This is a genomic window from Serratia sp. CY44782, assembly GCF_052168715.1.
Classification (GTDB): domain Bacteria; phylum Pseudomonadota; class Gammaproteobacteria; order Enterobacterales; family Enterobacteriaceae; genus Serratia; species Serratia nevei.
The window spans coordinates 1-26,027 of the sequence record NZ_JBJNME010000003.1 but is presented as its reverse complement, the minus strand read 5'-3'; the positions used below and the strand labels follow the sequence as shown (position 1 = coordinate 26,027).

Below are 26,027 nucleotides of genomic sequence, written 5' to 3'. Positions count from 1 at the left end.
GGTAGCTCAGCCTGGGGGGCGGCTCAATGCTGAATGGATATGGAGAGCGCCTAGGCTCTCCTCTATCCATTCGTGTTATCACATCAACGGGCCAACTCAGCGCCGTCCAGTTCGGAAATCGCCAAACAAATCACTTCAGTAATGGCCTGTACCGTATAGGCAGTATTGGCAGGAATGATTAACATCTCATGGGGTTGCAACGTCTGATCGTCAACCTTCAGTTCACCGCTCAGCACCATCAGTTTCACCCACCCCGGATGAAAACGCGCCGGTTGTCGGCTGCCCGCATCCAACTTCAGCAACGCCGTATGGCCAGGCGTCTCCCGTTTCAAAATATGAAAACGCACCCCATCGTAAGGCATGTTTTCGTAATGCAGTGACGCCAGTGTTCTCTTATGCATGGTAAGTGTCCTCGTGACCTGTGAGTAGCTGCTCCGCCTTCGGTCGCCATAAAAACGATTGGCGGCTGTCCCTACCGAAAGCACAGGCTCGCAGCCTCTTGGCGAACGGATTTAACTGTCGTACTTGCACGGCCCGATCGACCGCCGTTTCATGCCCAACCAGCCTCAGGCATGCTACTAAATATATAAGAGCCTCGCCGACGGCGCAAAAAACCGCTACCAGGTTGAGCGTATATTCATTTCCCCTCGTCAAATCGCTCGGGGCGATAAGCGTGCGGAATGGCAGGATTGACGCCATACAGCAGCTCGTCGCTGACCAGTCGGCCAAGCGTCGGCGCGCACATCACTGCCGGGTGCATCACCGCCACATAGAGCCGGGTAGCGCCCAGTGGCCCGATGATGGGATAACCGTCGCGCGGCCGGGGGCGTATCCCCACCGAACACGCCTGCAGTTGCAAGGGTGCCGTATCCGGCAGGCGGTTTTTAATCGCCGATTGCGCGTCGTTTTCCACCCGTTTAACGTCCCCCTCCGGCGGGTAATCCTCCGCCGCCAGCAGATCGCCGTTTTGCGTATGGCGCACTTCAACGTCATCGCCCGCAATCAGCGTGTTCACTGCCAGCGCCGCTGCACGATAGCGTAACAGAATCGCCGGCGACGCCTCGATCGGCAGCGAGAACCCGCTGCCATCCAGCAGCGCGGAGATTCCCGTGCCGCAGGCGAGCACCACCCGATCGGCGGCAATAGCGCTTTCCTCGGTAACGATGCCGATTATCTGCCCCTTTTCACGCAAAAATCCGGTGACGGTTCGCCCCAGGAGCAACTCCCCGCCCCACGCGCTAACGCACTCGAGCAACCGCTGTGTCGCTTCTTGCGGATCGACGGCGCCGTCACGCGCCGCAAAATAGGCTTGGCTATCGGGCAGCCTGAGCCCCGGTTCCAGCGCGTTCACCTCGGCGGAGGGCAAAAGCCGATTGTCGGGATTTTGCGTCGCCGGCGCCTGGCCATAGCTGAGCGCGCCGGACCAATTCACCCAGAGATCCGGGATCTCCTGCGCCAGACGCATCCAGTCAGCGACGATCTCGCGCCGCAGAAACGCGTCGGGAGCGCCATCAGGCACGCCTTCGCTGATCCAGCCGAACGATCTGCCCGTGGCCCCCGCCGCAGGATGCGCCTGCTCAACGACGATAACGTGCTGCCCCTGACGCGCCAGATGATAGGCGATCGATGCCCCGACAATCCCGGCGCCAACGATAACAATGCGTGATGATGTTCCATTCATTTAATGATGCCCGTGCCTCATTTCAGGTATTGTCGCCAAAACAGCCCTGCCGCCAGACAGGCTACCCCACCGCCGCCGGCCAACACGGCATAAGACGCCCCCCAGCTCTGGGTGGTGTCCATCACGACGCCAAAGGATAAAGGAGCGAACGAACCAATGCCAAACCCCAGCAACGATCGCCAGCCCATCACGCTGCCGAGCTGTTGCGGCGGCACGTTGTCCGCCATCGCGGCCGACAGCACGCCGGAGTCGCCGAGGATGAAGAAACTGCCGATGCTGACGGCCAGCAGCGTCCAGCCCGGCCCCCAGTTCGCCGACCACCCCATCAGCAGCGATCCCAGCGCGCCGGCGGCGCCCATAAACATCAGCACCGATGCGCGATTGAAATAGTCGGAAACGGTGCCGACAATCAGCGTGGCAGCCATGCCAGCCAGGTGGATCACCGCCGCGACGATCAATCCGGCGCTCAGCGGATCCAGAGAGAAACCGCTCAATGCCTCGCTGACCAGGCTGGGCGCCCAGGCCCAGTTGCCGAGCAGCTCCCAGCTGTGGGCGATATACCCGATCAGCAACAGCAAGGTCGCATAGGTGATAGCATGGTTTTCACGTTTCGTCTGCCTCCCCAGCGTGCGCAGCTGCGGTTCCTGATAACCGATCAGGGCCAACGAACCCGCCAGCGCCCCCAGCAACGCGCCGGCGGCACACAGGAAAAACGCCACGCCGGCGCCCCAACGCATGGCGCTCCAACCGGCGATGAAAACCGACAGAAAATACCCCAACGAACTGGCCGCCAGCATCATGCCAATGGCGTAACCGCGCCGGGCCGGGCCGTTCATCCCCATCGCCAGCAGCAGCGCCGGCGTATAGGCGCCGCCCTGCGTCAGGCCGACGAAGGCCATCAACACCAACGCGCCGGCATAAGAATGGGCAAACACGGCGAACAGCATCAGCGCAGCGGCGCCCAGCCAGGAAAACAGCAGGTAAACCCGGCGCGCCCCCAGTGAATCACACCACCAGGAGGCCACCAGCAGCGCCAAGGCGTTGGTCAGGCTGAACACCGTCTGCACCGTACCGGCGGAGGCGGCGTCGAGCTGCCACTCGCTTCTGATGGTCGGCAGTGCACCGGCGAACATCATGGTGCCCAGGCAGAGGCCGGCCCGGCTCACGCAAAGCAGAAAGAAAGCTCGCATCTCAGCGCCGTCTCCCTGCCAATCGAGGGGTGAGGATAATTCGATTAACACGAACGACAGACGGGGAAAATCGCTGCATGACACACTCGGCAAACCGGGAAGGATGCGTGATAATAGTGATAAAAATCAACGGCTGACAAACGATCTTTCCTCGCTCATTTGGTTGAGCTAGACTCAACCTATGAAAAAAATTTATTCCCTGCCGCACCTCCCCGCTTTCGAAGCTGCCGCCCGTCTTGGCAGCTTCAGCGCCGCTGCGGATGAGCTGTTTCTCACCACCGGCGCGGTCAGCCGCCATATTCGCAGCCTGGAAGAACAGCTGGGGATCAAATTGTTTTATCGCGGACACAAGTCCGTGCGGTTGACGCAGGCCGGTGAGAACTTTTCCCGCACCGCTTCGCGGGTGATAAGCGAATTGTTTGCGGCGGAAAGCGCGCTGAAAGAGAGCGCAGGCCGGCAGCGGCTGGTAGTACACAGCCTGCCGACGTTTACCATGCACTGGCTGATGCCAAAGCTGGCGGCATTCAATGAGATTCATCCGGAGGTCGCGATTGATATCACCACCAGCACCGGCGCCGTCGATCGCAATACGCCGTTTGATCTGGCGATCCGGCGCGATCCCGCGCACTTCTCCGGGTTGAAAGCGATCCCTTTCCTGCAGGAGGACAGCCTGCTGGTCTGCAGCCAGAGCTATTTGTGCACGATGCCGGTCAGTGCGCCGAGCCAGCTGGCCGGACATACCGCCATCCGCATCCGCGCCCGAGAGGATTTATGGCACAGCTGGCTGAATACCTACCCGACGGCGCTGGACGCTTCGCCGCCGCCGCTCACGCTCGACCATACCTTCGCCGCCATTCAGGCGGCCGAGGACGGCCTGGGGTTGGCCGTCGTGCCTTACCTGTTCTGCGCCAAACATCTGTCGTCTGGTCGGCTGGTGTCGCCTTTCCCGGCGTTGACTATCCGAACCGGCGTTTATTCCCTGCTGCTGCGCGATCGGGACGATGAGGTCGTGAGAAAATTCGCCACCTGGCTGCAGGCATTCCAGGCTTAGATCCCGATAGGGTTAGCCGTGGAGCGCCAGGCCTTTTATCGCCTTGTCCACCGCTTTCTTCGGCCCGCGCAGCGCCAGACCGACCAAATCCAGATTGTCCGCGTCTTCAGCAAGAAAAACCTGGCGGTTGGCTTCATCGTGCCCGGTCGAGAACATGGCGTGCACATAGGGGATCAACGTCAATTCCCGCTCCAACCCTTTGCGATGCACATGTTGCAGGCCCGGCAAATCTGCGGCGAAAATCAGCATCGGCTGCCCGGAAATACCGCCGTAGCGTCTGCCCTGCGCATCTACGTAACACTCTCCGATGATCTCCGGGGCCGCGGCGGCGATACCCGTCGCCAGAAAGGCCACCACGTTCAGCCGCTGCCAGGTTGGCAGATCGTCACGTACGATAAACGCTATTTTAGTATCAAACATCTTTCGCTCTACTCCGTTGTGCTGTTAAAAGCACATCATCGGAAATGGCAAATCAGCGGTATAGAACGTTTGTGCACTGGCGTTGATAGGCCGCCGGTGATAAACGGTAGGCGCGCTGGAACCAGCGCCCCAAATGGCTCTGATCGGCAAAGCCCACCTGCATAGCGACCTGCGCCGGTTCTTGCCCCTGCGCCAACAACAAGCGAGCGGCCCGCAGCCTCAACCGAACCAAATAGGCATGCGGCGACTGGCCAAAAGCCCGGGTGAACTGGCGAGTCAGGCGGAAGCGGTCCAGACCGCACTGAAGCGCCAGGTCATCCAGACTGGGGTTATCCGCCATATGTGCATGCAAATAGTCTCGTAAGCGGTTCATCTCAATCAACGCGTCATCGTGTTGGGAAGCCGGCCTGGTGCGGATGTGCCGTGACAGTAGCGTTAGCAGATGGTCCAGGCTCTGATCGCGCGCCAACCGCCCCTCTCTATGATGCAACGAGAAAAAGGCCTGCCGTATCGCGGCAGCCAGCATCGGATCGTCGGTCAACGTGCTGTGGAAGGCGCCTTCGAGCACGGAGGCGTCCCCCATTCCACGGCGGTGCATAGCGGCGGATACCCAATGCTGGGGCAAGTAGAGCATCGCATAGGTAAATCCCTCGGCCTGCGGCGCATGGCCATCATGCACCGCGCCCGGTTCGATCAGCATGGCTCTGCCCGGCTGGCTGGTATGCAGTGAGCGGTGGCAGTTGAAACGCTGTAAACCTTGCTGCGTGACGCCCACCAGCATTTCATCATGATCGTGGGGATCGTAGGCATGCCCCTGAAAGTGGGCGTTGACGCTTTCAATACCGGTTTCGTCATCGCGTCGCAGTTCGAGCCAGTCTTTATGTTGATGATTTGACGCCATGCCATAAGTCCGTGGTTCTGCTCACAGGAAAAGAAAAACAGCTTACCCCGAGACCGCCACCGTTGCACACTCACAGCTCGCAGATGGCGTAGGTGCCCTTTCCGGCCGATTTCGCCTGATACATCGCGCCGTCGGCGCGGGTCAGCAGCATCTCCTCCGTCACATCGCCGCGTGGGGAAATGGCCGCGCCGATGCTGGCGGAAAGCCGTACCTTCTGCGGCCCGATCTGCGTAATTTTGGCCAGATGCGCCAACACGTTTTCGCAAAACTCGCTGACTTCGCGCCGCGGATCCGTCAACGGCCACAGGATCACCGTGAACTCGTCACCGGCCAGACGCGAGACGCTGTGGCGCTCGCCGGCGCAGGTGCTGAGCAATGTGGCGAACGTCTTCAGGATCGCGTCGCCGAAGTCATGGCCATAGCTGTCGTTAAGGGTTTTGAACCCGTCGAGATCGATAAACAGCAGCGCCATCTGCCGCTGATGGCAACAGGCCTGCAGCGTGCCCGACAACCGGCGTAGAAACGCGCGGCGATTGGTCAATCCGGTCAACATGTCGTGCGTGGCCTCGTACTCTAGCCGCTGTTGCAAGCGTTTCAGTTCGGTAATATCCATGGACAGAATGTAAAAACCCTGCGCTTCGCACGGCACCAGCGTGGTGTGGATCATCAGCTGCCCCTGTTGGGTCTGGAGCTCATTTTCAAAACTCACCATTTCGCCCGCGAGGGCCCGCTCGATCATCGGTTTTGCTATTCGATAAACGCTTTCCCCCATGAAATCGCGCACCGTCATCCCCCTGAGGCTGGACTCCTCCAGACCGAACCAGGTTTTGTAGGCGCTGTTGGCGAACAGGTAACGTTCATTACCGTCGATTTGGCTGATCAACGCCGGCATATTGTCCGTAATGGCGCGCAGGCGTTCTTTTTCCGTGCTGAGCTGGTATTCGGCGAGCACCCGCGTCTCAATCTCTTCGTTGAGTTTCTTGACCACCACGTTCAGCTCCCGTGTGCGGATTTCGACGCGTTCCTCCAGTTCATGCTGCAACGCGAACAGATCGGCCTCGGCCGCCTTGCGCTCGCTGATATCGACGATAACCGAGATGAAATGGTCCGGCTTGCCGTTCGGCAAGCGATTGAGCGCCACCGTCAGCTGCACCCAAACGATCGAGCCGTCGGCGCGGAAATAGCGTTTTTCCATCGAATAGGTGCTGATTTCATTTTTCAGCAGCTGCTGCAGCTTTTCCAGATCGGTGTTGAGATCGAGCGGATAGGTGATGTCCTGGAAGGTGCGATCCATCAGCTCACGCTCGGAGTACTGAAGCATTTCGCAGATGCGCGGATTCACCCGCAGCCAATATCCTTGCAGCGAGACCAGCGCCATCCCTACCGCCGCCTGGGAGAAGGTTTGTTCGAACAGCGCCTCCGTGCGCTGCAGGTCGGATTTCAGGTTTTCGGTATAGACGAGGCGTTCAATGCTCTGCAGATATTCCTCCACCACGGCGGCGAAATCGTGCAGATCGGCCAGCTGAGCAGGAGAAAACGGCTGCGGGTGGCTGTCGATAATGCACAACGTGCCGAGCGGCAAGCCGTCGAGCGACAGCAGCGGCTGCCCGACGTAAAAACCGATCCTCGGCCCACCGATCACCAGCGGATTGTCGAAAAAGCGCGGATCCTTGGCGGTATCGGGCACCACCAGCGCTTCGTGTTGCAAGATGGCATGGCCGCAAAACGAGATATTGCGCGGGGTTTCTCGGGCATCCAGGCCGTAGCGCGATAAAAACCATTGGCGATCCCGATCGATCAGCGACACCAGCGCAATGGTCACGCCGAAGTATTTCGCCGCCAACCGCGTGATGCGATCCAGTTTTTCCACCGAGTTCGAATCCAGCACGTTCAGCGAATTCAATACCGACAGGCGTTCGGCTTCGTTTTCGGGGAAGCAGGGTTCGAGCATGTTGTCTCCCATTGTGTCACCCACGGACCCGGTATGGCCGGCGTGAGTCCGTTCAGCCTATCCGTCGATTAGCGGCAAATAATATCCTTGTCCATCATAGACTCACTCACAGTATCAATCCGATTATGTATTCTCGCCAACTTTGCCGGGCGTTGCGTTTACCCCCGCGCTGCGCTACAGTCGTTCACAAGGTGATGGTGTTCCACCTTTCCCAACCGCCGCGTTCACTCGAACCGGATGATGACGCCTGATATACAACTTCGCTTTATTTTTTAGGCAGGTATGTCAGGAGTCGCTATGAATGAAATCTCACGTTTTACCTCTTTTCCACGCCAGCCCGATGCCGTCGCGCGGGAAATGCCTCTGTACGTTTTCGGCCATAAAAATCCCGACAGCGACAGCATCTGCAGCGCGCTGGTGGTCGCGGACTGGCTCAATCACCTCGGCAAACCGGCCGTGGCTTTCCGCCTAGGCGAGCTGACGCCGGAAACCCGCTACATACTGGCTGCCGCCGGCGTACAAGCACCTGCGCTGCTGACAGACGATCTCCGTGACCGCAAAGTCTGGCTGGTCGACTTTACCGATATCGAACAAGGCCCGGCCTCATTGCCCGACAGCGACGTGGTCGGCGTTATCGACCATCACCGCCTGGGCACCTTGATCACCCGCAACCCGCCCGATGTCTGGGTGCGCGCCGTCGGCTGTTGCGCCACCGTGATCCTGCAAATCCTGACGACAGAAAAGCCGATGCCACTTAACGCCGCGCAGGCCACGCTGCTGCTGGGCGCCATCTTGAGCGACACCGTCGCGCTCAGTGCGCCGACCACCACGGAACAGGATCGGCTGGCGGTCACCCGGTTGCGCGCAATCTCTCACGTCGACTATGACGCCTTCATCGCCGGGCTGCTGGCCGCCAAAACCGATCTCTCCGGGCAATCCGCCCCGCAGTTGCTGCAGCGCGACGCCAAGAATTACCGCATCCATACCGTTTCGCTGCTGCTGTCGCAGATAGAAGTGCGGGCCATGAGCGACATCGATCCGCTGTTGCCCGCGCTGCAACAGGCGCTCGAGCAGGCGAAGCAGGAAGCCGGGCTGGAGATGACCGCGCTGTTGGTTACCGATATCACCCACCGCCGTTCCACCCTGTATTTTTCGTCGAACCGGGTGCTCGCCATTCAGCAGGTGTCGCTGCCCGGTATGACGAGCCGAAAAAAAGAGGTTTTACCGTGGTTAACCCTACAGATTGCTCACGCAGGGAGATAAGTCATGCCGATCTACCAACACGCTTTACTGCTGGTACAGGATGAACGCGACGGCCGGCTGCTGTTGCGCCATGCCGAACGCCTCAATCAGCAGATGAATACGCGCATTACCATGGCGCACATCAGTGCCGACTATGCCGAGCTGGACTACCTCAGCGATGCGCAAACCAAAGATCGCCAGTCCAGCGAGGTGATCGCCGCCAAAGCCATGCTCAGCCGCCTGGTGGACGACTGCTCAATCCCCCTGGAGGTGCGCGCAATGGTCAGCATCCATCGCTTCAAAGACGTCGAAGCCCTGATTGCCCGTGAAGGCGTCGATCTTTTGTTGCTCGGCCATCAGAACCGTCCGTTTGGCGTCTATACCTCCTTCGTGTGGGGTGGTGATCGTTTCTGGACTGTCTGAGGGAACGCCAGATTAGCCCCGAAGCCTTGAACGGCGGGGATTTCGACGGAATCTGGTGATTCTGGACTGATGGAAGAAAAATGATAAAAAACGAGAAATTATGCGATAAATTCTGGACTAGAGTGATCCACAATTAAACCCTTTTTAAGGGCCGATTAAAGAGTTTAAAAATTGCGATGAAACACTCCTTAAACGGCCTGTTTATGTTGTACGTTTAGAGTCGGGTCTTGCTGAACCTTACTACATTCGACCAAAATCTCTTCAAGCTTTGAAGCTGGCAATTTTTCAAGCAACAGCGCCGCCTTGCGTGCATCGCCTGTTAACTTCAACAATTGGAACGCTTCCTCATCTAACAGTAAAGTCAGGGCATCAGCGCCTTTGCGGCCTAACACTCGTAGAAGCTGTGAGCGCTCGTCTTCGCTTAAACTGTCCCATACCATCCGCAGACCTCCAAAATCGCTAACTTCGCGGTTAGCATCACCTTCCTCGGTTTGCTTAGCAACAATGGGGGCAAGACCTGTTGCGATCCATTCAAGCGTCACTTGTTCCTTATTTGCAATTTTTTGGATGTTCTTCAGCGAGGGCTCTGTGTCTTTGGTTAGATAGTTGTTCAATGTCGAAAAAGGCAGCCCCCAATCCTCTGCGGCGGCACGGACACTACGCCTGGCCATAAGCTTGTACAGCCTGTCTTTAAGCGTTTCTTTACCCACGGTATCAAAAGAAAGCATCTCTTGCTTTTCAGTGCGCACTTTCCTTTCCATATAACCTCTTGATATTTATTTGATTTGTATTAAAGGAATCATTCAATCCTTAAAAGAAACAAAGAAAGCTCCTTATTTGCTTTACATGCTCCTTATTTGGATCAATACTTATCCGTAGAGATAAGCCGTCAGGGTTATCCGTACAGACAACTTTTTAGGGTAATCGAATGAACAAAAGAAATGAAGTTGAACCTGTCGATATGCATCGAATTGATATCGTTGCTGCTCTCCACAAACAAGGCACCACGATGCGGGAGCTGTCCCGCGCCGCAGGCCTTTCCCCTGATACGCTCAAAAATGCGCTGTATCGCTCTTACCCGAAAGGCGAAAAAATTATTGCCCAGGCGCTGGATACGCAACCCTCTGCCATCTGGCCTAGCCGTTATCCGCAACAGCAACAGGTGGCATGATTATGTTTCTTAGCGTGAATGAACTGATCGGCTTGCCGGGACTGCCTGGCACAGCGCAAGGCTTACGCCTTGCACTGAAAAAACGGGCAGATAATTCACCTGATCTGGTGCGCAAGCGCCAGGGGAGCAAGGCTTTCGAGTACCACATCGACTGCTTGCCGGAAGCGGCGCGCGCGGCAGCGACCGAGCGGCATTACAAGTCTGTGCTGGAGCAATCCGGTTGCCAGACGACTGAACCGCCCGTTAAGCGTGCTGTTGCAATCAAACCGCGCCAGGAACTGGAGCTGATGCGCCAATGTCCTGCGCTGGTCGAGCGCGAGGTTTGCGGCCTGACCGACGACCAGAAAGCCATCGCGGATGCCCGTGCGCTACTGGCGTCTGAGGTGGAGCGGCTGCGCAATGCCGGCCTGTCCCGCCTCTCGGCTGTGAATTACATCGTGGGCGGTTCGCGCGATGGTTCACTGCCAGAGAACTTGATGGCGGCGGCAGACCTGGCCAACGCCCGCAAGGGGTCACGGGTTGGCATTAGCCGCAGCAGCCTGCAGGAGTGGGTTTCCATTTTTCAGGCAACGCAGCCCGGTCTGGAGCGTCTGGCCATGCTGGCACCAGGGCAGAACAAGCGCAAAAAGCCCGAAGATGCATCATGGTTTTACGGCATGTTCTGGCCTCACTACGCCAACAGGAACGGCCCCAGCGTGCGCGAGGCTTACCGCTCTTTCCGTCGGGAATGGTACGAGGTCTACCACGCGGAGCCGGCCATGCGTAAAGCGATACCGTCTTACTACGCCGTTTTGCGCCGGGTTAACCAGTTGCCGCTGTGCTCTCGTGTCCAGGGACGTGTTTCCGGCTCGGCCAAGAAGGCTTACGAGGTGTATTCCAAGCGCGACTGGGCGCAGATGCCGGTCAATGGCATCTGGATCAGCGATGGTAAATCCATGGATATGAAGGTGGCCCACCCGATCCACGGGCGACCATTTACGCCAGAGCTAACCATGGTTATTGATGGCCGGACACGTTTTGTCGTCGGCTGGAGTTTATCGCTGTCAGAGAACGCGATGGGCGTTGCGGATGCATACCGCTTTGGCATGAAGCATTTCGGTAAGCCGTTATTTGTTTATTCGGATAATGGCGGCGGCCAGAAAAACAAAATGCTGGACGCCGATATTACCGGGATATTCCCGCGCTTGGGTATTGAGCATATGACCGGCATACCGGGCAACCCGCAGGCACGCGGCATCATCGAACGCCTCAACGCCGTCATTCCAGAGCGTATCGCCAAACGGACGATGACCTATAACGGGCGATCGGTTGACCCGAACGCCGCCAGGATACAAGGGAAAAATCTCATCAGCCTGTCGGATGCCCTGCGCAACGGCAACGAGCTGACCACCCAGCAGCAGCGGACGTTCCGCGACCTGCCATCGTGGCAGTGGTTGATGGATGCCGTACAGGACGAGATTGATAACTACAACAATCACCATGAACACAGTGAGTTACCAAAGGTTGACGGCACTCACATGACACCGGCGGCCTATCGCGCCCTGGTGTTGCAGCAGGAAGGCGATGAAATCGAATACATCACCGAAGGCGAGCTGCGCGAGATGTTTATGCCAGAAGTTGAGCGCGTAGCGCAGCGTGGATGGGTCAGTGTCGGGAATAACCAATATTTCTCCAAAGACCTTATCGAAGTCGATCGCCAGTCAGTGCGCGTGGGTATGGATATTCACGACCCGGAGGCAGTTATTATTCGCCAAATGGATGGCACCTATGTTTGCACTGCCATTTGGAATGGCAACTCTCATTCCCCTGTTCCTCAGTCTCGCGTTGAGCAGGCCAAAGAGAAACGCGCTAAACGCATGATTAAACGGGCTGGGAAGATTATTCAGGATGCCAATGACGAGCTGCGGCCAGTCTTGGAAGTTAAAAGAAATGATTTTGGCAGTTTGTTTGTCGATGAAGAACCTAAACAGAAAGAACCGTTGTTCGTATTGAAAACGCAACGCGACGAATATTTTAAGAAAACCAATTCCCGCTGAACTGGAGAATAAAACATGTCAAAAATAAGCGTACAGCTTGAAGAAATTATGAGCCGTAAGGGCTACACGCAATCCCATGTAGCGCGCGCAATTGGGCGCAGCCCGGCGGCGATCAGCACGTTCCTGAGTGGGAAATACAGCGGCGATATTAAAACCCTGGAATCCGAACTGTCCGGCTTTATTCAGCGTGAATCTGATAAAGACCGTCTGCACCATCTGAATATTGATTTCGTGCCGACTATTACCGCCAAAAGCGGCCTTGAGGTCATTCGCATGGCGCACCTGGAAAACGATATCAACGTGATCTACGGTGCGGCCGGTTTGGGTAAAACCATGATGTTGAAGGAGTACGCCCGCCGCTATCGTGATGCCATCTTGATTGAGGCCGACCCCGGCTATACCGCGTTGGTGCTTCTGCAGGAGCTGTGCGACCGCCTGGGCCTCAGCAAGCGCGGCACCATCCATGAGCTGAGCGAGAGCTGCATCACCGCGTTGAGCGGCACAGGGCGCGCTGTGCTGATCGACGAGGCCGAAAACCTGCCGTATCGCGCGCTGGAGGTCATCCGCCGCGTTCATGACAAGGCCGGTGTAGGCGTCGTTCTGGCCGGTATGCCGCGCTTGATCCTCAACCTGAAAGGCAAGCGCGGCGAGTATGCGCAGCTCTACAGCCGTGTCGGCTTTGCTCTTGATCTACAGGAGAAGCTGCCGCAGGCAGACCTGCAGCTTATCCTCACCAACATGGTCGAGGAAGCGAACAGCGACAGTGTTTTTTCCGCCTTTTACAGGGCATCAAAAGGTAATGCGCGCCGGTTGTTCAAATTGGCACGCGGCACCATCCGCGCCAGCGAAATTAACGCCACGCCGATTGATGAGGCAATGGTTGATAAAGTCGCCGGCATGTTAATTAGTTAATGAGGCATCAGCATGGAACAATTAACGGTAAACAATAAGAAGATTGCGGCGAAGTTGAATTGTCTGGCGCGTGTGGGGTTAAAGGTTGTTGAGTGCCATGTTAATTTTCGCCGCCCGGTTATTGAAGTTGAAGCGCCACTGCAAGATTGGGTAAAGGGTGCTGTGGAAATCACGGAAACACGAAACGGAATTAAGCGCATTGTCAAAATGACGATATGGCATGGCGCACACATCATCTGGTGTTAATTGCGTTTTATTTCGGACTATTAATAAAGAGGTTTATATGACTACTACAGTCGCATCAAATAACACAATTCCTGAAGGCTACATGGCAGACCGTAAGGGTCGCCTGGTTCCTGTTGAGCAGGTATCCCCTTTTGATATCGAAATGGACGCCTTTGTTCGTGCCCAGGTCAAAGAGGCAGAGGATGAAAGCGAGCGCATCAAGGCGTTTAAAAATAAGTCTTTTGATGATTGCTATGCCTGGCTCGATCTGGTTGCGGAAAAGTACGACCGTCAGCGCGGCGGCCTGAAAGGCAACGTCACGTTCTCCTCGTTCGACGGTAGCCAACAAATCCGCATTGCCGTGCAGGACTCGCTGACGTTCGGGCCGGAGCTGCAGGTGGCTAAGGACATTATTGATGAGTGCCTGAGCGAGTGGTCAGAGGGTGCCAATAAAAACCTGAAAGCCATCGTGAATGATGCGTTCGCCGTTGACCAGGAAGGCAAGCTCAACACCGGCCGCATCTTATCGCTGCGTCGCATCAAGATTGATGATCCACGCTGGCTTAAAGCGATGGACTGCATTTCTGAGTCCCTGCAGGTGGCGGTCAGTAAGACCTATATTCGGTTCTTCAAAAAAGACAGTAGCGGTGAGCTGAATAGCATCCCTATTAATATCGCGGCGGTGTGATATGGGTTCCAAAGCAAAGTTATTTAACCAGCAGCACAAAATAGGCAGCACGTTTATTTATCAGCCTAACCGGGCGCTATGCGGTGGCCCGGTGGTCAGGACAGTGGAAACAGCCCGAGACCTTAAATCGGCAACGGTTGTGGAAATCAATGTTGCGCCGTATTTCGTCAATATTGAATCATTAACACCGACCGACTGAATTTAAACGTAAATAACTGACTTTTAATTATGGCGTAAACCCGCAGGGGCGCGCTTACGCCTAAATCATGAGGTTCTGAAATGGATAAAGAATTTTATGTTTCTCGGCGCTCTGTTTGGGCCGGTGTTTTGATTATCGGTGTGGTGTGGATTAGTAGCCTGATTTGGCTTGGTTTAATTCTCTGGGGGTGATTATGAGTTTTTATAAAACAACTAATGAGGCAGCTATTCAGGCATGGGACTTTGAAAGCCTCAAGCGCAAAGAGCTGAACGAAAAAGCGAAAGAGTTTGCCGCTAAGTTTGGTGCCAGGCCGGTCTTTAACACTGACGCCACTCGCCATCGTTTCTATGCTGTTGCGTTTCCTGATGGCGTTCCAACGTTTGGCCACCCGTCACTGTGGACAGCAGCAACGGACGCAAACAGATACACCACAGCCCCCAAACGTAGAGCACCTGCGGGGATGAGTAAAGAGCATCGCGAACTCTGGGCGCTATGGGATGAGGGGTATCCCGGCGAGTCGGTATCACGCGAGCCTTTATGGTCTTCGCTCGGTTTGGATTGGGGAATGTTATTTATCTGTGGCCTTGAGATATTTCGATTTAAAGACGCGATTTATTTCAATACCAGCGCCAAACCAAATTTGGAATGTGGTGCCGTTGAAATTACCGGTTCTGAATATTCCGCTGCTGCTGAGGATTATCAAAATGGAAAATAAATCTAAAAGCGAACAGATTCGCCTGGCTTTGGCTGAGCGCGGCCCGTCCACGGCGGCAGAGTTGGCCGAAGGTGTAGACATTGAGATTAAAAACGTTGGGGCGTTGCTGGCTTATGATTTGAAGCATGGCCGCCTGGATCGTGGGTGGCGCGGAAAAATTCGTATTTATGGGTTGCCTGGCACCATCGATAATCCGTCGCCATCGCCTTCACTGGTTCCCTTGCGTAGAGCCAAGCCTTATGTCTCGCATCGTACCCAACAAAGTAAAGCTGTTGAGCGTATGCGGATGCCTGATATTGAACCTGGCGACAATTTTACAACTTTGTCCGAAAAAGCCCGTCAATGCGAGCAGGCAAATAACTTCACCGCCGCCGCCCCGCTTTGGTTAATTGCTGCTGACTTTGCCACCAAAGAAGCGAATCAATTCTGGTGCCGTAGCCGTTCTGATTTCTGCGTGCGCGGCTGGAAATATCCGGAGGTGAACCAATGAAACGGTTTACCCCTGATTGTTCAATGCATATGTCACACGAAATGGCGTTTATGCGTGAAACGCCAGACGGCGCATATATGGAATATCAAGACCACCTGCCCGTAAAAACGCAGCGGGATAACTTGGCTGCACGGGTTACCGAGTTGGAATTACTGGTAAATGAGTATTTCTACAAGTTCCAAAAGGTACAGGATGCATCAAAACATCTATTAATCATGAATGACCGCAATGAGGCAGAAGTCGCGCGCCTGAATGAACTTTTGGCGCAGAAAGAAAACAAGCTGACAGATAACCAGGGAGCGCAACAGGTAAAGGCGTCTGGTTTTATTCTGGGTTATGGCAACGGTTGCGATGAATACATTTTCAAATCTTTTTACGGACAAGAAATAAAAATTGGTGATCGGCTCTACACCGCCTCTGGCTCTAAGTCTGGGGGCGAATAGATGACTAATTTCCTGTCAGTCACCGGTTGCCAGCATCTGGATAGCGGTGCCAAGCGTGTTTACCACCTGACCAATAAGGCCACGGTGATTGAGTATCCGCGTTTGCCTGTACGTTCTCGCTTTCAGTTCTATGACCCGCGCGGCAACAAGGTTCATACCAATGGCGATCGTGTCGCGATGAAACAGGCCGTTGAACGCCATAAAAAACTCTGGAGGTTCGAATGAACGACGACAACAGCATTGAAATCATCGGGCGCTTTACCAGCGGCACTTACATTGCCCGATACCAGGGTAAACAGGCCAGCAATACCGCCAGCGCAAAAGGCGCTGTCCATCGGCTGGCAGGTAAGATTTTTGGCACCCTGCAGCGGGTGACAGTCACGCGGATCAGCGCCGGCCGGGAACATGCGGCCGGCACATTTCGGGTCACGGTCGATGAAACCCAAAAATGCCGCCGTTGTGGCTGCACCTGGCGCAATGCGTGCGCCGGGGGTTGCCACTGGGTCAGCCCTGATTTGTGCAGCGCGTGTGTCGATTCAACGGATTCCCCGGAGGTAACCGATGAGCAATGAAACCCTGAACATTCGCCAGCAGTTCGCCAGCGCAGCTATGCAGGCGCTGGTGATTAGCGGCCTGAACACCGGAGCCTGGGCCGATTATGCCGATATGGCCAAATCAGCCTACAACATGGCCGATGCCATGCTGGATGCGGATCTGCTGACGAACTGCGTCGAGATCAAGCTGCAGCAGCCGACACAACAGCATTACATCCGCACCCACGGCGGCCTCCATTTTTGCTACGAGGCTATCGACCAGGACATTATTAATATTCACGATATTGCCCAGGCGCTTTCCAATATCTGCCGGTTTTGTGGGCACCTGGATGACTTCTACAGCGTCGCGCAGCATTCGGTTCTTGTCAGCTATCTGGTGCCGCCGGAACTGGCACTGGAAGCACTGCTGCACGATGCCGCAGAGGCCTACTGCCAGGATATCCCCGCACCGCTAAAAGCGTTGCTGCCGGATTACCGCGATATTGAGTCAATGGTTGATTGCGCCATCCGCAACAGATTCTGGCTGCCGCTACAGCATAGCGCCGAGGTTAAGCAGGCGGATTTGATCATGTTGGCTACCGAACGCCGCGACCTCGACATTGACGATGGCGATAAGTGGGACATTCTCGCGGGGATCGAGCCGACCGATAAACTCACCGTTTGCCCGCTAAACCCACGCCAGGCGCGCAGCCTGTTCATTGAGCGCTTTAACGAGTTGCAGCAGGCAGGAGGGCCTCATGAAAAACGTCCTGCGTAAAACCAGCGCCAAAGACTTTAACCGGCGTTTTCCGGTGGGGTCGCGGTTTCGCTACTACCCCGTTGTCGGCGTGCCTGACTGCGAAGAAGTGGTGACACGCTCGGTGGCTTGGCACCTGCAGAACGGTAAGACCGTGGTGCGGGTCGAGGGCAAGATTGGCGGCGTTTCCGTCTACCGTCTGGAGCCGCTGGAGGCCTTCCATGAAGTACCCCAAGGGCAGCGTGGTTAAGTTGCCACCCCAGCCAGGCCGGGGCGTTGTTCTCAACGTGTTCCCAATGCCGGATGAGCGATTTCGTTACGGCGTGCAGTGGGACAGCGGCTCTTACCAGGTCTACGAAGAGAAAGAGATCCAGTGGGCGACGGTTGACCGCCCCAAAGTGTACGGGAGTTTGGTATGACACCTAACGCGAAAGGCCTCATCGGGGCCATCAAAGCCGGCCAGGCGTTCCTGGGGATGGATGACGACACCTATCGTCAGATGATTGCCAGGGTCAGCGACGGTAAAACCTCCTGCCGGCAGTGCTCGCTGGACGAGCTGCAGCGCGTCCGGGAATACCTGCATCAGCAGGGGTTCCCCCGCAAAACCGCCCGGCACGGACGCCGGCCGAAGGTTGCCCGCTCACGCGAAGCCATTCTGGCCAAGATTGAGGCGCTGTTGGCCGAGGCCAAGCGCCCCTGGAACTACGCCGAGGGGCTGGCAGCGCACATGTACCAGCAGCATGTGCTGGAGTGGCTGACCGTCGAGCAGCTGTCTGCGGTAATGAAGGCGCTGATCATCGACGCCAAACGCCGCAAAAACAGGAGTAAGCCATCATGAAATTTAACGAGATCAAGCCCGATTTAAGCCAGGTTGAAGCGCTGTTGCCGTCGGTGGTCATTGAGCTGATCTCACTGATTGGCTATGCCAAGACCGAGGAAATGATAAGCCACCTGGGCGGCATCACATTCAAGGTCGGCAAGTCCGTGCGTAAAAAGGGCAACCGTCGCGGCGAGCTGCTGGTCGAACTGCTTGGCAAGGAGACAGCAAAGGTGATTGAAAAACACTTTGGCAGCGAACCGCTGTACATTCCGCGCTGTGACAGCGCGTTGCGTGAGTGGCGTAACCGCCGTTTCATCGACGAGCACAACGCCCTGGTGGCGGCCGGTGAAAGCTCCCGGTTTGCGCGCATCACGCTTTGCCCCAAATATGGCGTGACTGACCGGTGGGCGCAAAAGCTGTTGGCTGAGCGACAGGTATCGTCACAGCAATTAGATCTGTTATAGTAAATTTGCCTGATATCAAAGGGTGACGAACACCGTCCCCGCTTTGAAAAACTCCGTTTTAATCATACTGGCACCATCTTTCACCGGATGGTGCTTTTTTATGATTACCCCCGAACAGTTACGCCGTGCAGCCAGGTTAACCCCCGCCAATGTGTCACGCTGGCACGCGCCTATCACGTCAGCGATGGCTGAGTTTGGCATTGATACCCCCAAACGCCAGGCGGCGTTTCTGGCGCAGGTTGGCCATGAGAGCAACAGTTTTACCTCGCTGTCCGAAAACCTCTACTACACCGACCCCCGCCGTATTGCGACCATCTTTCGTACCGGCTTTGATCTCGATGGCGACGGCGTGGTTGATCCGGAAGAAATCGAGTTTGCGCGCGGCTACGTTCGCCGCCCGGAGAAGCTGGCCAACCGTGCCTACGCCAACCGGGGCGGCAATGGCCCGGAGTCATCCGGGGACGGCTGGCGCTATCGTGGCCGAGGGCTGATTCAAACCACCTTCAAGAACAATTACCGCGCCGCCGGCAATGCCCTGGGGCTTGATTTGCTCGGCAGTCCTGACTTGTTGCTGCAGCCATTGCCGGCGGCGCGTTCTGCCGCGTTCTTCTGGTGGTCGAACAATCTCAACAACTACGCCGATAGCGGTGATTTCAAGGGGCTGACGCGCCGGATCAACAGCGGGATGTTGGGAATGGATGACCGTCTGGCCCGTCTGAAAGATGCCGAGGCCGCCTTATGTCCGCGCTGATAAGCACGCTGTTGCGCCGCCTGGGCGAACTCATCACCAATCCGGCCACCGGCCGCTTGTCCACCTCGGACACCATGGTGTTGGGTGCATTCCTGGTGGCGTCGTTCGTGATTGTCTGGGTTACGGTGACCGGTCACTTGGAAGAGTGGCACCTGGCCGCCTACCTGGGCGCGTTCGTTTTCCAGTCTCAAGCGTCGAAATTCGCCGCCATCAAGCGAGACAAGGCCAAGCTGGAGGTGGGCGATGCTGTTAACCCTCAGACTGGTGCTTAGTCACCTGCAAACCCATTTCCTTGCCTATCTGCTGGCGTTCGGCGTCGGCGTTGGTGCGTATTACCTGGGGCAATCTGCCGGCCGCGCTCAACTGCAGGGCGACCTGACAAAAGCCCGCAACACCATCGGCCAGTTGGCTGCGGATAAGTCTGCTCTGAATGAAACGCTGCGCCAGCAGGCCGAGCAGCACGCCCTGGCCATGGCTAAAGCGCTGCGCGAGCTGCAGGCGGCGCAGCAGCTCGGCGACAAGCTCTCCCGTGAACTGCAGCAGAGCCAATCTCACCTACAGGCAACGAAAGACAAACTCAAGAAGGCGATCGACGATGCGGTTAAAAACGATGTGGGTTTTACCGGCATTGGCCCTCGCGGGCTGTGCCTCTACAACGCCGCCCTCGGCTATGCCGATTGTGGTCAACACTTGCCCAACACCGCCGGCGGCATTACTGGCCATTCCACCGAAGCCGCCGGCAGCGCAGGCGGACTCTCCGCCGGCGGTCTCATCCGGCACAGCGCCGACTATGGGGCCTGGTGCCAGTCATTAGAGGCTCAACTGCAGCAACTTAATCAATGGTACGCCGGGAGGGAACAATGACCCTTGAAATGGCGTTTAACATCGCGATAGGCCTGATTATGGGCCTGTTCAGCGGTCTTTTTAAACATCTGTTTGCCGAGCTGAAAGACCTGCGTAATGGCCTCGAGTCCATCCGCACGGAATACCAGCGCCGGGACGATGCACAGCGAAACAATGACCAGTTACTGGACTTGTTGAAGGATGTAAAACGCAGCGTCGAGCACATCGACCAGAAACTAGACCGCAAAGCGGATAAAAGGAGCTAATCATGGGCCGACGCGCATCGCGCTACCGCCGGGGGCCGGCAACGTCTGCCGAAATGGCGTTGCTGTCTGAAATCAATCAGCGCCTGGCGCGAATGGAGAGCAGCCTGGATGACGTCAAGTCCTCGGCCATTCGCCAGGGCGCTATCGCCGGTGCGATCACCGGCAGCGTCAGCGGCGGCCTCGTGTACACCACGATTATGTTGATCAAGGCAAAACTGGGGGTTGGCTGATGGCATACCCGCCAGAGACGCGCGACCGGTTACGCCGGGCCTATGTATTCGACGGCCTCTCACTGGAAGTGGCGGCCGTGCAGTGCGGTGTCTCTTACGGGACGGCGCAACGCTGGAAGAACGACAGCAAAGCCGGCGGCGACGATTGGGAGACGCTGCGCGGCGCGCGTATGCTTGCCGGCGGCGGCCTGGAGGAGCTGACCCTGGCCATGTTCACCGGCCTGGTGGTGCAGTTCAAAACCACCATGGACAAGCTGGCCTATGACGATGTGGACATTAAGCCGGAAGACCGCGTGAAGCTGCTGGCCAGCCTGTCGGATGCCTTCAACAAGGCTGTCGCCAGCAGCAAGCGAGCCATGCCGGAGGTATCCCGCCTGGCCATCGCGCTGGAAGTGATCCAACTGCTGGCCGCGTACATCAAAGACAATCACCCCCAGCAGTTGCAGCCGTTCGGCGACCTGCTGGAGGGGTTCGGCAAAGAGATAGAGAGGATTTATGGCTAGGATGATCCGCCTGGCAAGCGACCATTACGTTGCCTACAGCGCAATTGACGATATGCACATTGACAGTAATCGCCAGGTCAAAGTGCTGTTGAGTGACGGGCGTATTGCATTGGCTGAACAGAGTCACGGACAGACCGCCTGGGCGCGCCTGGCGCAGTTGGTGGATGAGGTGAATATAGCCAGCGCGAGTGATGCGCCTGGCTCAATGCAGTAAGGGCCACGATGAGCAAATTAAGCAGCAGGGATTTTCTCAAAGAGCTGGCGATGCTCAAGCATGTGCTGCGTGCCGATATCCAGGCGCACAGCACCGGGCTTGATACCTCGCCGGAGGCCATCAACGCGCGCCGGCGCAGGGTGCTGTCTGGCGACTTCACGTTTTTTGCCTACACCTATTTCCCACATCACATCCGGGGCGAGCAATCCCTGTTCCATGCACATTTTTGCACGCGCTTTCCGCAACTGCTGACGCGCCCCGGCGGCGCAGTCGAATGGTGGATTGCCCCGCGTGGTGAAGCCAAATCCTCGCTGCTGACCAAAATCGGCCCGGTCTGGTGCGCCGTTCAGGGGTTGCATCAGCATGACGACGTTCGCGCGGCGCTCGGCTTCACAGACGAGCGGCCGGCCTTCATCGACTACATCATCTTGCTCGGCGCGGAGACCAAACTGCCGACCAAACTGCTGGAGGTGGTCAAAACCGAACTGACCATGAACGCGGCACTGATGCTGGATTTCCCGGAGGTCTGCGGCCGCAGCGGACAATGGAAGATTGGCGAGTTCACCACCCGCACCGGCGTGAAGGTCGAGGCGTTCGGTGCCGAGCAGGCTATCCGTGGTACGTTCCACGGGGCCAGTCGCCCCAAATTGCTGCTGGGCGATGACCTGATCACCGATGCCGAGGCCAAATCCCCGACCGAGCGCGAAAACCGCTGGAACTGGATTTCAAAGGCCATCGAATACCTGGGGCCGCCGGACGGCTCTGTAAAATACCTGGGCGTCGGCACCGTGCTTAACAAAGACGACCCTATCAGCCGGGCCAAGCGCACCATTGGCCATGTGGTTCACCACTTCCGCGCCATCGTGACGCTGCCCACGCACATGGATTTGTGGGAGCAGTGCCAGGAGAAGATGCTCAACGACGACAAGCGCGCCGAAGAACAGGCGGCCGAGTTGGGTCTCGACCTTCCCCAGGACAAGCTGCCGTCGTACAAGTTCTACCTGGCGCACCAGGTGCAGATGGATGATGGCGCGGTCACCAGTTGGCCGGCGGTGCGTACCCTCTACTGGTTGATGCGCCAGCGCGCCAAGAACGGCAAGGCATTTGCCACCGAAATGCAGGGTGACCCGCGCACGGACGAAGACCGGACGTTTATCAACATCCAGTTCTTTACCCAGCGCTGGCGCGACTGGCTGATTTTCGGTGCCTGTGACCCCTCTATGGGCCAGGGTGAGACCAGCGACCCCTCGGCAATTCTTGTGGGCGGCTGGGACAAGCAGCGCAGCCGGCTGCATGTGATGGAAGCGGAGATCAAGCGCCGTGTACCGTCCAAACTGGAAGCCGACCTGATAGCGATGCAGCGGCAGTTCAGGTGCCTGGCCATCGGCTTTGAGAACAACAACGCCTACGAGCACTCGCGCTCGACGTTCATCAAAAATGCGCTGCGCCAGAGCGTGGCGCTGCCGCTCGTGGGTGTGACGGCCAAAGTGCCGCTGGAAGTGCGCGTCGAAGGGCTGGAGCCGTATATCAACGACCAGCTCAACCCCTCTATTTTGTTCAACCCAGGTCTGACGCTGTTGCTGTCGGAGCTGGAGACCTGGCCAGAGCCGCAGACCGGTCACCACTATGACGGCCTGTCGGCGCTGCAGCTACTTTGGATGATTGCCGTTAGCCGCGGCGCAGGTTCGTTCGCCTGGGAGCCGATACCGCGCCGGGAGGCGTCCCGGTACGGCGGCGATCATTTTCTTGATGACGACGACGAGCCGGACTACGGCGGTCGCGGTTTATGGTGAAAAAAATGGTTCAAATTGTCGATGTCAACGGGAAACCGATCCGCCGCGATGTGCTGCGCGAGCCGCAATCCTCGCATGTGGCCGCACTGGCCGGCCTGTATGCCGAGCACCCCAGCCAGCGGTTGACGCCCCAGCGCCTGGAGCAAATTCTCAACGAGGCCGAGCTGGGCAACCTGCAGGCCCAGGCCGACCTGTTCACCGATATGGAAGAACGGGACGCCCATTTGTTTGCCGAGATGCAAAAGCGCAAGCGCGCGCTGCTGACCATTCCGCACGAAATCACGCCGCCGCCCAATGCCACACCGGCAGAGCAAGCGGATGCGGCCTGGCTGGCGGAGTACATCACCGAGCAAGACGGCTGGGAAGATTTGATCATCGATATGCTCGACGCCATCGGCCAGGGGTTCAGCAACATCGAGATTGAATGGCAACAGCTTGGCCGCGAGTGGTTCCCGAAGGCGTTTAACCACCGGCCGGCGTCCTGGTTCGAACTGGCGCGGGACAATCAGGATCAGCTGCTGCTGCGAACCGATGACGGCATGGGCGCGCCGTTGCAGCCTTTCGGCTGGATACAGCACCGCCACAAGTCGCGCAGCGGCTATGTTGCGCGTGCGGGGCTGTTGCGTACCCTGTCCTGGCCGTATGTGTGCCGCAACTTCGGCACTCAGAGCCTGGCGGAGCTGCTGGAGATCTACGGTATCCCGCTGCGTATCGGTAAATATCCGGAGGGCATCGGCAAGAAAGAGAAAAACGAGCTGATGCGCGCCGTCACCGAGCTGGGGCGCTATGCCGGCGGCATCATTCCCAAGGAAATGGAAATAACGCTGCATCAAGCCTCTAACAGCTCGCATGAGCCGTTTATGGCGTTGGCTGAGTGGGCAGAAAAGTCCATGTCCAAGGCCATTCTGGGCGGTACTCTGACCACGCAGGCCGACGGCAAGACCTCCACCAATGCCCTGGGCGTGATCCACAACGAAGTGCGTCACGACCTGCTTTCCTCTGACAGCCGCCAGTTGGCCATGACGCTGCGCAGCGACCTGTTCTGGCCGCTGCTGGTGCTCAATCGCCGCGCGAACGCCGACCCGCGCCGCACGCCGCGCATCAAGTTCAAGGTGCCTGAACCCCAGGCACCCGAACCTGTCGGGGCCAGTCGCACCGTGCAGGTTAATTTGGGCGCGCCAGCAGCGCCGACGCCGGCACGCAGTTATAATTCCCAGGTCATTGCCGCGTTAGTGGCCGCGTTGACCCGCAAACCCGGTGCGGATGACACGCAAACCGGGATTGATGAGGCATTAACGGCACTGTTAAGCGGCAATAAACCCGCTGAGGGTCTGATTGCCATGTTGCAGCCGGCTATCGCTGCGTTGTCCGGGGAACTGGACGAACAAAGCCTGCTGGGTGCGTTGGCTGATGCGTTCCCTCAGCTCGATCCGACCTTACTGCAGGCTAACCTCGGTGATACGCAGACCATCGCGCGCCTGATTGGCCTGTATGCCCAGCAGGAGGGGCAGTAATGCCAATATCGAAGGCAGAAATCAGCGCGCTGTTTGGCATGAAGCCGGAAGCCGCGTTGCGTTACCTGGAGAACAAGGGTCTGCGCATCCGAACTGATGCCGACGCCATGCAGGCGGTGGATCATGCGCACGCATTCGGCTTTGCCAACCTGGCGCGCCTGGATATTGCCCAGGATTTGGTGAACGGGTTACGCGAAGGCCTGGCCGCTGGCCAGACGCCGGAATGGTTCGTCAAGAATCTGGAGCCGGTACTGCGTAAAAAGGGTTGGTGGGGCAGCGAGGAAAATATCGACACCGATACCGGCGAGATCACAACGCGCCAGCTCGGCAACCCGGCCCGGCTCAATACCATCTATCGCACCAACACCCAGGCGGCCTACATGTCGGCGCGCCATGAGTCCATGCTGGCCAACGCCGAAAATCGCCCGTACTGGCGGTATGTGGCGGTTATGGATGCAAAGACTCGTCCCAGCCATGCCCGGCTGCATAACCGCGTCTTCCATTACCTCGATCCGATTTGGCAGTACATCTTCCCGCCGAACGGCTTTAACTGCCGCTGCCGCGTTGAAGCGCTGACCGAGCGAGAAGTGAAGCAATGGGGTTATGTGATTTCGCGCACCGACAGTGAAGTTGTCCAGCAGGTGATGACCGGCGAGGACGAGAACGGGCGCCCAACCTTCACCCCGGTGAATGGCGTGCGGTTCAGTGGCCCGGACGGCCAGGCGGTGACTTTCTTCCCGGACGTGGGCTTTGATATCAACCCCGGCAAAGAGGTGTGGAAAGCCAACCTGGACAAGTACGATGTGGAGTTGTCGCGCCCCTATGTCAGCGCGGGATTGGCCGGCCCAGAGTTGACTCACATGCTGAGCGATGTCGCCCAGGGCAACCGCACAGGCGAGATACTGGCCGCCGGCGTGCTGGATGCCGGCGAGATGGCGACGCTCGGCACGTCCGGCCGTACCGCCTGGCTGGCTGAGCACCAGCTTGCCGCCCAGGCCAGTGCCGGCACGTTGCCGACTCAGCAGCAATGGGCCAGCGTGCAGACGGTTATCGAGTCATCCACCGTCGCGGTGCGTGCCGGCGAGCTGTTGCACCTGTTCCGCCAGCTCGATGAGGGGCAATGGTGGCTGGCGACGCTGGATGCGGGTCTGGTGGTCAACACCTTTGCGCCTGTGAAGGCGTCAACCCTCGATGCCACAATACGCCGTGGCACGCTCTTGAAGGATGCGCGCTGATGGCCAATATCAAAGTCACCGTCGATGACAAAGCGGTAAGCCAACGTCTGCAGCAGCTGCTGCAGGTGGTCGATAAGCCCCGGCCGCTGATGCTGCAGGTTGCCGAAACGCTCCATGCTCAAAGCATGGCAATGTTCGAGCAGCAAGGTTTTCCCGCCAACAGCTGGCCCTCACTCAGGCCCAGCACCATCCGCTCACGTTCCCGCGCCGGCCACTGGCCTGGGAAAATCCTGCAGGTGACCGGCCGCCTGGCGGCATCGGTCACGCCGGCCTCCGGTGACGACTTTGCGCAGATTGGCTCTAACCTGGTCTACGCCGCCATTCAGCACCTGGGCGGCACCATCAAGCGCCAGGGCCAGGTGCGGC

At 57.6% G+C, this 26,027-nt stretch carries 37 protein-coding genes and 1 riboswitch; of the genes, 30 read left to right on the top strand and 7 right to left on the bottom strand.

Annotated features, from left to right (window positions below):
- Positions 1–83: 83 nt before the first annotated feature.
- From ACJ8HT_RS06140 to ACJ8HT_RS06130, 3 genes are all read right to left on the bottom strand, one after another.
- Positions 84–401 carry a cupin domain-containing protein gene (locus ACJ8HT_RS06140; RefSeq protein WP_038871643.1) on the bottom strand — a complete coding sequence of 106 codons (318 nt, stop codon included), beginning with the start codon at positions 399–401 and terminating at the stop codon, positions 84–86.
- A gap of 236 nt (positions 402–637) precedes the next feature.
- Positions 638–1,681: an NAD(P)/FAD-dependent oxidoreductase gene (locus ACJ8HT_RS06135; protein WP_197652838.1), complete on the bottom strand. Its 1,044-nt coding sequence runs from the start codon at positions 1,679–1,681 to the stop codon at positions 638–640.
- Positions 1,682–1,698: 17 nt separating this feature from the next.
- Complete coding sequence (locus tag ACJ8HT_RS06130; protein WP_244664458.1) at positions 1,699–2,871, bottom strand: MFS transporter; 1,173 nt, start codon at positions 2,869–2,871, stop codon at positions 1,699–1,701.
- 181 nt (positions 2,872–3,052) lie between these two features.
- On the opposite strand from ACJ8HT_RS06130, the gene ACJ8HT_RS06125 reads away from it, so the two are divergent.
- The gene (locus ACJ8HT_RS06125; RefSeq protein ID WP_197652837.1) at positions 3,053–3,922 is read left to right on the top strand and encodes a LysR substrate-binding domain-containing protein; all 870 of its coding nucleotides are present in this window, start codon (positions 3,053–3,055) and stop codon (positions 3,920–3,922) included.
- A 12-nt stretch (positions 3,923–3,934) separates the two neighbouring features.
- On the opposite strand, the gene ACJ8HT_RS06120 is transcribed toward ACJ8HT_RS06125, so the two are convergent.
- The 3 genes from ACJ8HT_RS06120 to ACJ8HT_RS06110 all read right to left on the bottom strand — a co-directional run bounded on the left by ACJ8HT_RS06120 (position 3,935) and on the right by ACJ8HT_RS06110 (position 7,194).
- The gene (locus ACJ8HT_RS06120) at positions 3,935–4,342 is read right to left on the bottom strand and encodes a DUF2000 domain-containing protein (RefSeq protein WP_194572211.1); all 408 of its coding nucleotides are present in this window, start codon (positions 4,340–4,342) and stop codon (positions 3,935–3,937) included.
- Positions 4,343–4,394: 52 nt separating this feature from the next.
- Positions 4,395–5,243, bottom strand: coding sequence for an AraC family transcriptional regulator (locus ACJ8HT_RS06115; RefSeq protein ID WP_194572210.1), 849 nt, complete (start codon positions 5,241–5,243; stop codon positions 4,395–4,397).
- Between the two features lie 70 nt (positions 5,244–5,313).
- Positions 5,314–7,194: a diguanylate cyclase domain-containing protein gene (locus ACJ8HT_RS06110; RefSeq protein WP_194572209.1), complete on the bottom strand. Its 1,881-nt coding sequence runs from the start codon at positions 7,192–7,194 to the stop codon at positions 5,314–5,316.
- 181 nt (positions 7,195–7,375) lie between these two features.
- Positions 7,376–7,451, top strand: a riboswitch (Fluoride riboswitch).
- A gap of 40 nt (positions 7,452–7,491) precedes the next feature.
- Here ACJ8HT_RS06110 and ACJ8HT_RS06105 point away from each other — a divergent pair.
- Both ACJ8HT_RS06105 and ACJ8HT_RS06100 read left to right on the top strand, forming a co-directional pair.
- Positions 7,492–8,457: a DHHA2 domain-containing protein gene (locus ACJ8HT_RS06105; protein ID WP_197652836.1), complete on the top strand. Its 966-nt coding sequence runs from the start codon at positions 7,492–7,494 to the stop codon at positions 8,455–8,457.
- Positions 8,458–8,460: 3 nt separating this feature from the next.
- Positions 8,461–8,859 carry a universal stress protein gene (locus tag ACJ8HT_RS06100; protein ID WP_197652835.1) on the top strand — a complete coding sequence of 133 codons (399 nt, stop codon included), beginning with the start codon at positions 8,461–8,463 and terminating at the stop codon, positions 8,857–8,859.
- A 188-nt stretch (positions 8,860–9,047) separates the two neighbouring features.
- Here ACJ8HT_RS06100 and ACJ8HT_RS06095 read toward each other — a convergent pair whose 3' ends face one another.
- Positions 9,048–9,620 carry a transcriptional regulator gene (locus ACJ8HT_RS06095; RefSeq protein ID WP_197652834.1) on the bottom strand — a complete coding sequence of 191 codons (573 nt, stop codon included), beginning with the start codon at positions 9,618–9,620 and terminating at the stop codon, positions 9,048–9,050.
- Positions 9,621–9,787: 167 nt separating this feature from the next.
- Here ACJ8HT_RS06095 and ACJ8HT_RS06090 point away from each other — a divergent pair, with 167 nt between their 5' ends.
- The 27 genes from ACJ8HT_RS06090 to ACJ8HT_RS05960 form a co-directional block, all read left to right on the top strand.
- Positions 9,788–10,030 (top strand): helix-turn-helix domain-containing protein, encoded by a 243-nt coding sequence (locus ACJ8HT_RS06090; protein ID WP_060424344.1) that lies wholly within the window; start codon positions 9,788–9,790, stop codon positions 10,028–10,030.
- A gap of 2 nt (positions 10,031–10,032) precedes the next feature.
- Positions 10,033–12,066, top strand: a complete 2,034-nt coding sequence (locus ACJ8HT_RS06085) for a Mu transposase C-terminal domain-containing protein (RefSeq protein WP_197819176.1) — start codon at positions 10,033–10,035, stop codon at positions 12,064–12,066.
- Between the two features lie 15 nt (positions 12,067–12,081).
- On the top strand, positions 12,082–12,978 hold the full coding sequence (locus tag ACJ8HT_RS06080) for an AAA family ATPase (RefSeq protein ID WP_197819178.1): 897 nt from the start codon (positions 12,082–12,084) through the stop codon (positions 12,976–12,978).
- A gap of 12 nt (positions 12,979–12,990) precedes the next feature.
- A complete protein-coding gene (locus ACJ8HT_RS06075) occupies positions 12,991–13,224 on the top strand; it encodes a hypothetical protein (RefSeq protein WP_197819180.1) in 234 nt (77 codons plus the stop codon).
- Positions 13,225–13,261: 37 nt separating this feature from the next.
- Positions 13,262–13,891, top strand: a complete 630-nt coding sequence (locus tag ACJ8HT_RS06070) for a DUF3164 family protein (RefSeq protein ID WP_060424341.1) — start codon at positions 13,262–13,264, stop codon at positions 13,889–13,891.
- A gap of 1 nt (position 13,892) precedes the next feature.
- Complete coding sequence (locus ACJ8HT_RS06065) at positions 13,893–14,090, top strand: hypothetical protein (RefSeq protein WP_188240518.1); 198 nt, start codon at positions 13,893–13,895, stop codon at positions 14,088–14,090.
- Between the two features lie 193 nt (positions 14,091–14,283).
- Positions 14,284–14,805 (top strand): hypothetical protein, encoded by a 522-nt coding sequence (locus tag ACJ8HT_RS06060; protein ID WP_197653603.1) that lies wholly within the window; start codon positions 14,284–14,286, stop codon positions 14,803–14,805.
- Positions 14,795–15,295 (top strand): ANR family transcriptional regulator, encoded by a 501-nt coding sequence (locus ACJ8HT_RS06055; RefSeq protein WP_197653602.1) that lies wholly within the window; start codon positions 14,795–14,797, stop codon positions 15,293–15,295. Before ACJ8HT_RS06060 ends, ACJ8HT_RS06055 begins: the two co-directional genes overlap by 11 nt.
- The gene (locus tag ACJ8HT_RS06050; protein WP_197653601.1) at positions 15,292–15,738 is read left to right on the top strand and encodes a hypothetical protein; all 447 of its coding nucleotides are present in this window, start codon (positions 15,292–15,294) and stop codon (positions 15,736–15,738) included. The genes ACJ8HT_RS06055 and ACJ8HT_RS06050 overlap by 4 nt, the downstream gene beginning before the upstream one ends.
- Complete coding sequence (locus ACJ8HT_RS06045) at positions 15,739–15,963, top strand: hypothetical protein (RefSeq protein WP_197653600.1); 225 nt, start codon at positions 15,739–15,741, stop codon at positions 15,961–15,963.
- Positions 15,960–16,310: a hypothetical protein gene (locus ACJ8HT_RS06040; protein WP_197653599.1), complete on the top strand. Its 351-nt coding sequence runs from the start codon at positions 15,960–15,962 to the stop codon at positions 16,308–16,310. Before ACJ8HT_RS06045 ends, ACJ8HT_RS06040 begins: the two co-directional genes overlap by 4 nt.
- 127 nt (positions 16,311–16,437) lie before the next feature.
- Positions 16,438–17,049, top strand: coding sequence for an HD family hydrolase (locus ACJ8HT_RS06035; protein WP_350429809.1), 612 nt, complete (start codon positions 16,438–16,440; stop codon positions 17,047–17,049).
- Complete coding sequence (locus ACJ8HT_RS06030; RefSeq protein ID WP_060417735.1) at positions 17,030–17,278, top strand: hypothetical protein; 249 nt, start codon at positions 17,030–17,032, stop codon at positions 17,276–17,278. The genes ACJ8HT_RS06035 and ACJ8HT_RS06030 overlap by 20 nt, the downstream gene beginning before the upstream one ends.
- A 46-nt stretch (positions 17,279–17,324) precedes the next feature.
- Complete coding sequence (locus ACJ8HT_RS06025) at positions 17,325–17,447, top strand: hypothetical protein (RefSeq protein ID WP_350429795.1); 123 nt, start codon at positions 17,325–17,327, stop codon at positions 17,445–17,447.
- Complete coding sequence (locus ACJ8HT_RS06020; RefSeq protein WP_197819182.1) at positions 17,444–17,866, top strand: gp16 family protein; 423 nt, start codon at positions 17,444–17,446, stop codon at positions 17,864–17,866. Before ACJ8HT_RS06025 ends, ACJ8HT_RS06020 begins: the two co-directional genes overlap by 4 nt.
- Positions 17,863–18,312, top strand: coding sequence for a Mor transcription activator family protein (locus tag ACJ8HT_RS06015; protein WP_040175214.1), 450 nt, complete (start codon positions 17,863–17,865; stop codon positions 18,310–18,312). Before ACJ8HT_RS06020 ends, ACJ8HT_RS06015 begins: the two co-directional genes overlap by 4 nt.
- Before the next feature lie 100 nt (positions 18,313–18,412).
- Positions 18,413–19,063 (top strand): glycoside hydrolase family 19 protein, encoded by a 651-nt coding sequence (locus tag ACJ8HT_RS06010; protein WP_350429794.1) that lies wholly within the window; start codon positions 18,413–18,415, stop codon positions 19,061–19,063.
- Positions 19,051–19,335, top strand: a complete 285-nt coding sequence (locus ACJ8HT_RS06005; RefSeq protein ID WP_060417809.1) for a hypothetical protein — start codon at positions 19,051–19,053, stop codon at positions 19,333–19,335. Before ACJ8HT_RS06010 ends, ACJ8HT_RS06005 begins: the two co-directional genes overlap by 13 nt.
- A complete protein-coding gene (locus ACJ8HT_RS06000; RefSeq protein WP_197819255.1) occupies positions 19,307–19,927 on the top strand; it encodes a hypothetical protein in 621 nt (206 codons plus the stop codon). Before ACJ8HT_RS06005 ends, ACJ8HT_RS06000 begins: the two co-directional genes overlap by 29 nt.
- Positions 19,924–20,172 carry a hypothetical protein gene (locus tag ACJ8HT_RS05995; protein WP_060417730.1) on the top strand — a complete coding sequence of 83 codons (249 nt, stop codon included), beginning with the start codon at positions 19,924–19,926 and terminating at the stop codon, positions 20,170–20,172. Before ACJ8HT_RS06000 ends, ACJ8HT_RS05995 begins: the two co-directional genes overlap by 4 nt.
- Before the next feature lie 2 nt (positions 20,173–20,174).
- Positions 20,175–20,402, top strand: a complete 228-nt coding sequence (locus ACJ8HT_RS05990) for a hypothetical protein (RefSeq protein WP_040175205.1) — start codon at positions 20,175–20,177, stop codon at positions 20,400–20,402.
- A complete protein-coding gene (locus ACJ8HT_RS05985; RefSeq protein ID WP_060417729.1) occupies positions 20,402–20,905 on the top strand; it encodes a DUF1804 family protein in 504 nt (167 codons plus the stop codon). Before ACJ8HT_RS05990 ends, ACJ8HT_RS05985 begins: the two co-directional genes overlap by 1 nt.
- Positions 20,898–21,119, top strand: coding sequence for a hypothetical protein (locus ACJ8HT_RS05980; protein WP_350429792.1), 222 nt, complete (start codon positions 20,898–20,900; stop codon positions 21,117–21,119). The genes ACJ8HT_RS05985 and ACJ8HT_RS05980 overlap by 8 nt, the downstream gene beginning before the upstream one ends.
- Before the next feature lie 8 nt (positions 21,120–21,127).
- Positions 21,128–22,912, top strand: coding sequence for a hypothetical protein (locus ACJ8HT_RS05975; RefSeq protein WP_193145338.1), 1,785 nt, complete (start codon positions 21,128–21,130; stop codon positions 22,910–22,912).
- 5 nt (positions 22,913–22,917) lie between these two features.
- Positions 22,918–24,426, top strand: a complete 1,509-nt coding sequence (locus ACJ8HT_RS05970) for a DUF935 domain-containing protein (RefSeq protein ID WP_282677131.1) — start codon at positions 22,918–22,920, stop codon at positions 24,424–24,426.
- Entirely contained in the window at positions 24,426–25,661 is a 1,236-nt protein-coding gene (locus ACJ8HT_RS05965; protein WP_197653620.1) for a phage head morphogenesis protein, read from the top strand. Before ACJ8HT_RS05970 ends, ACJ8HT_RS05965 begins: the two co-directional genes overlap by 1 nt.
- Positions 25,661–26,027 (top strand): phage virion morphogenesis protein (locus tag ACJ8HT_RS05960; protein ID WP_442520126.1); only part of this gene is annotated, 367 nt, incomplete at its 3' end. The genes ACJ8HT_RS05965 and ACJ8HT_RS05960, both read left to right, overlap by 1 nt.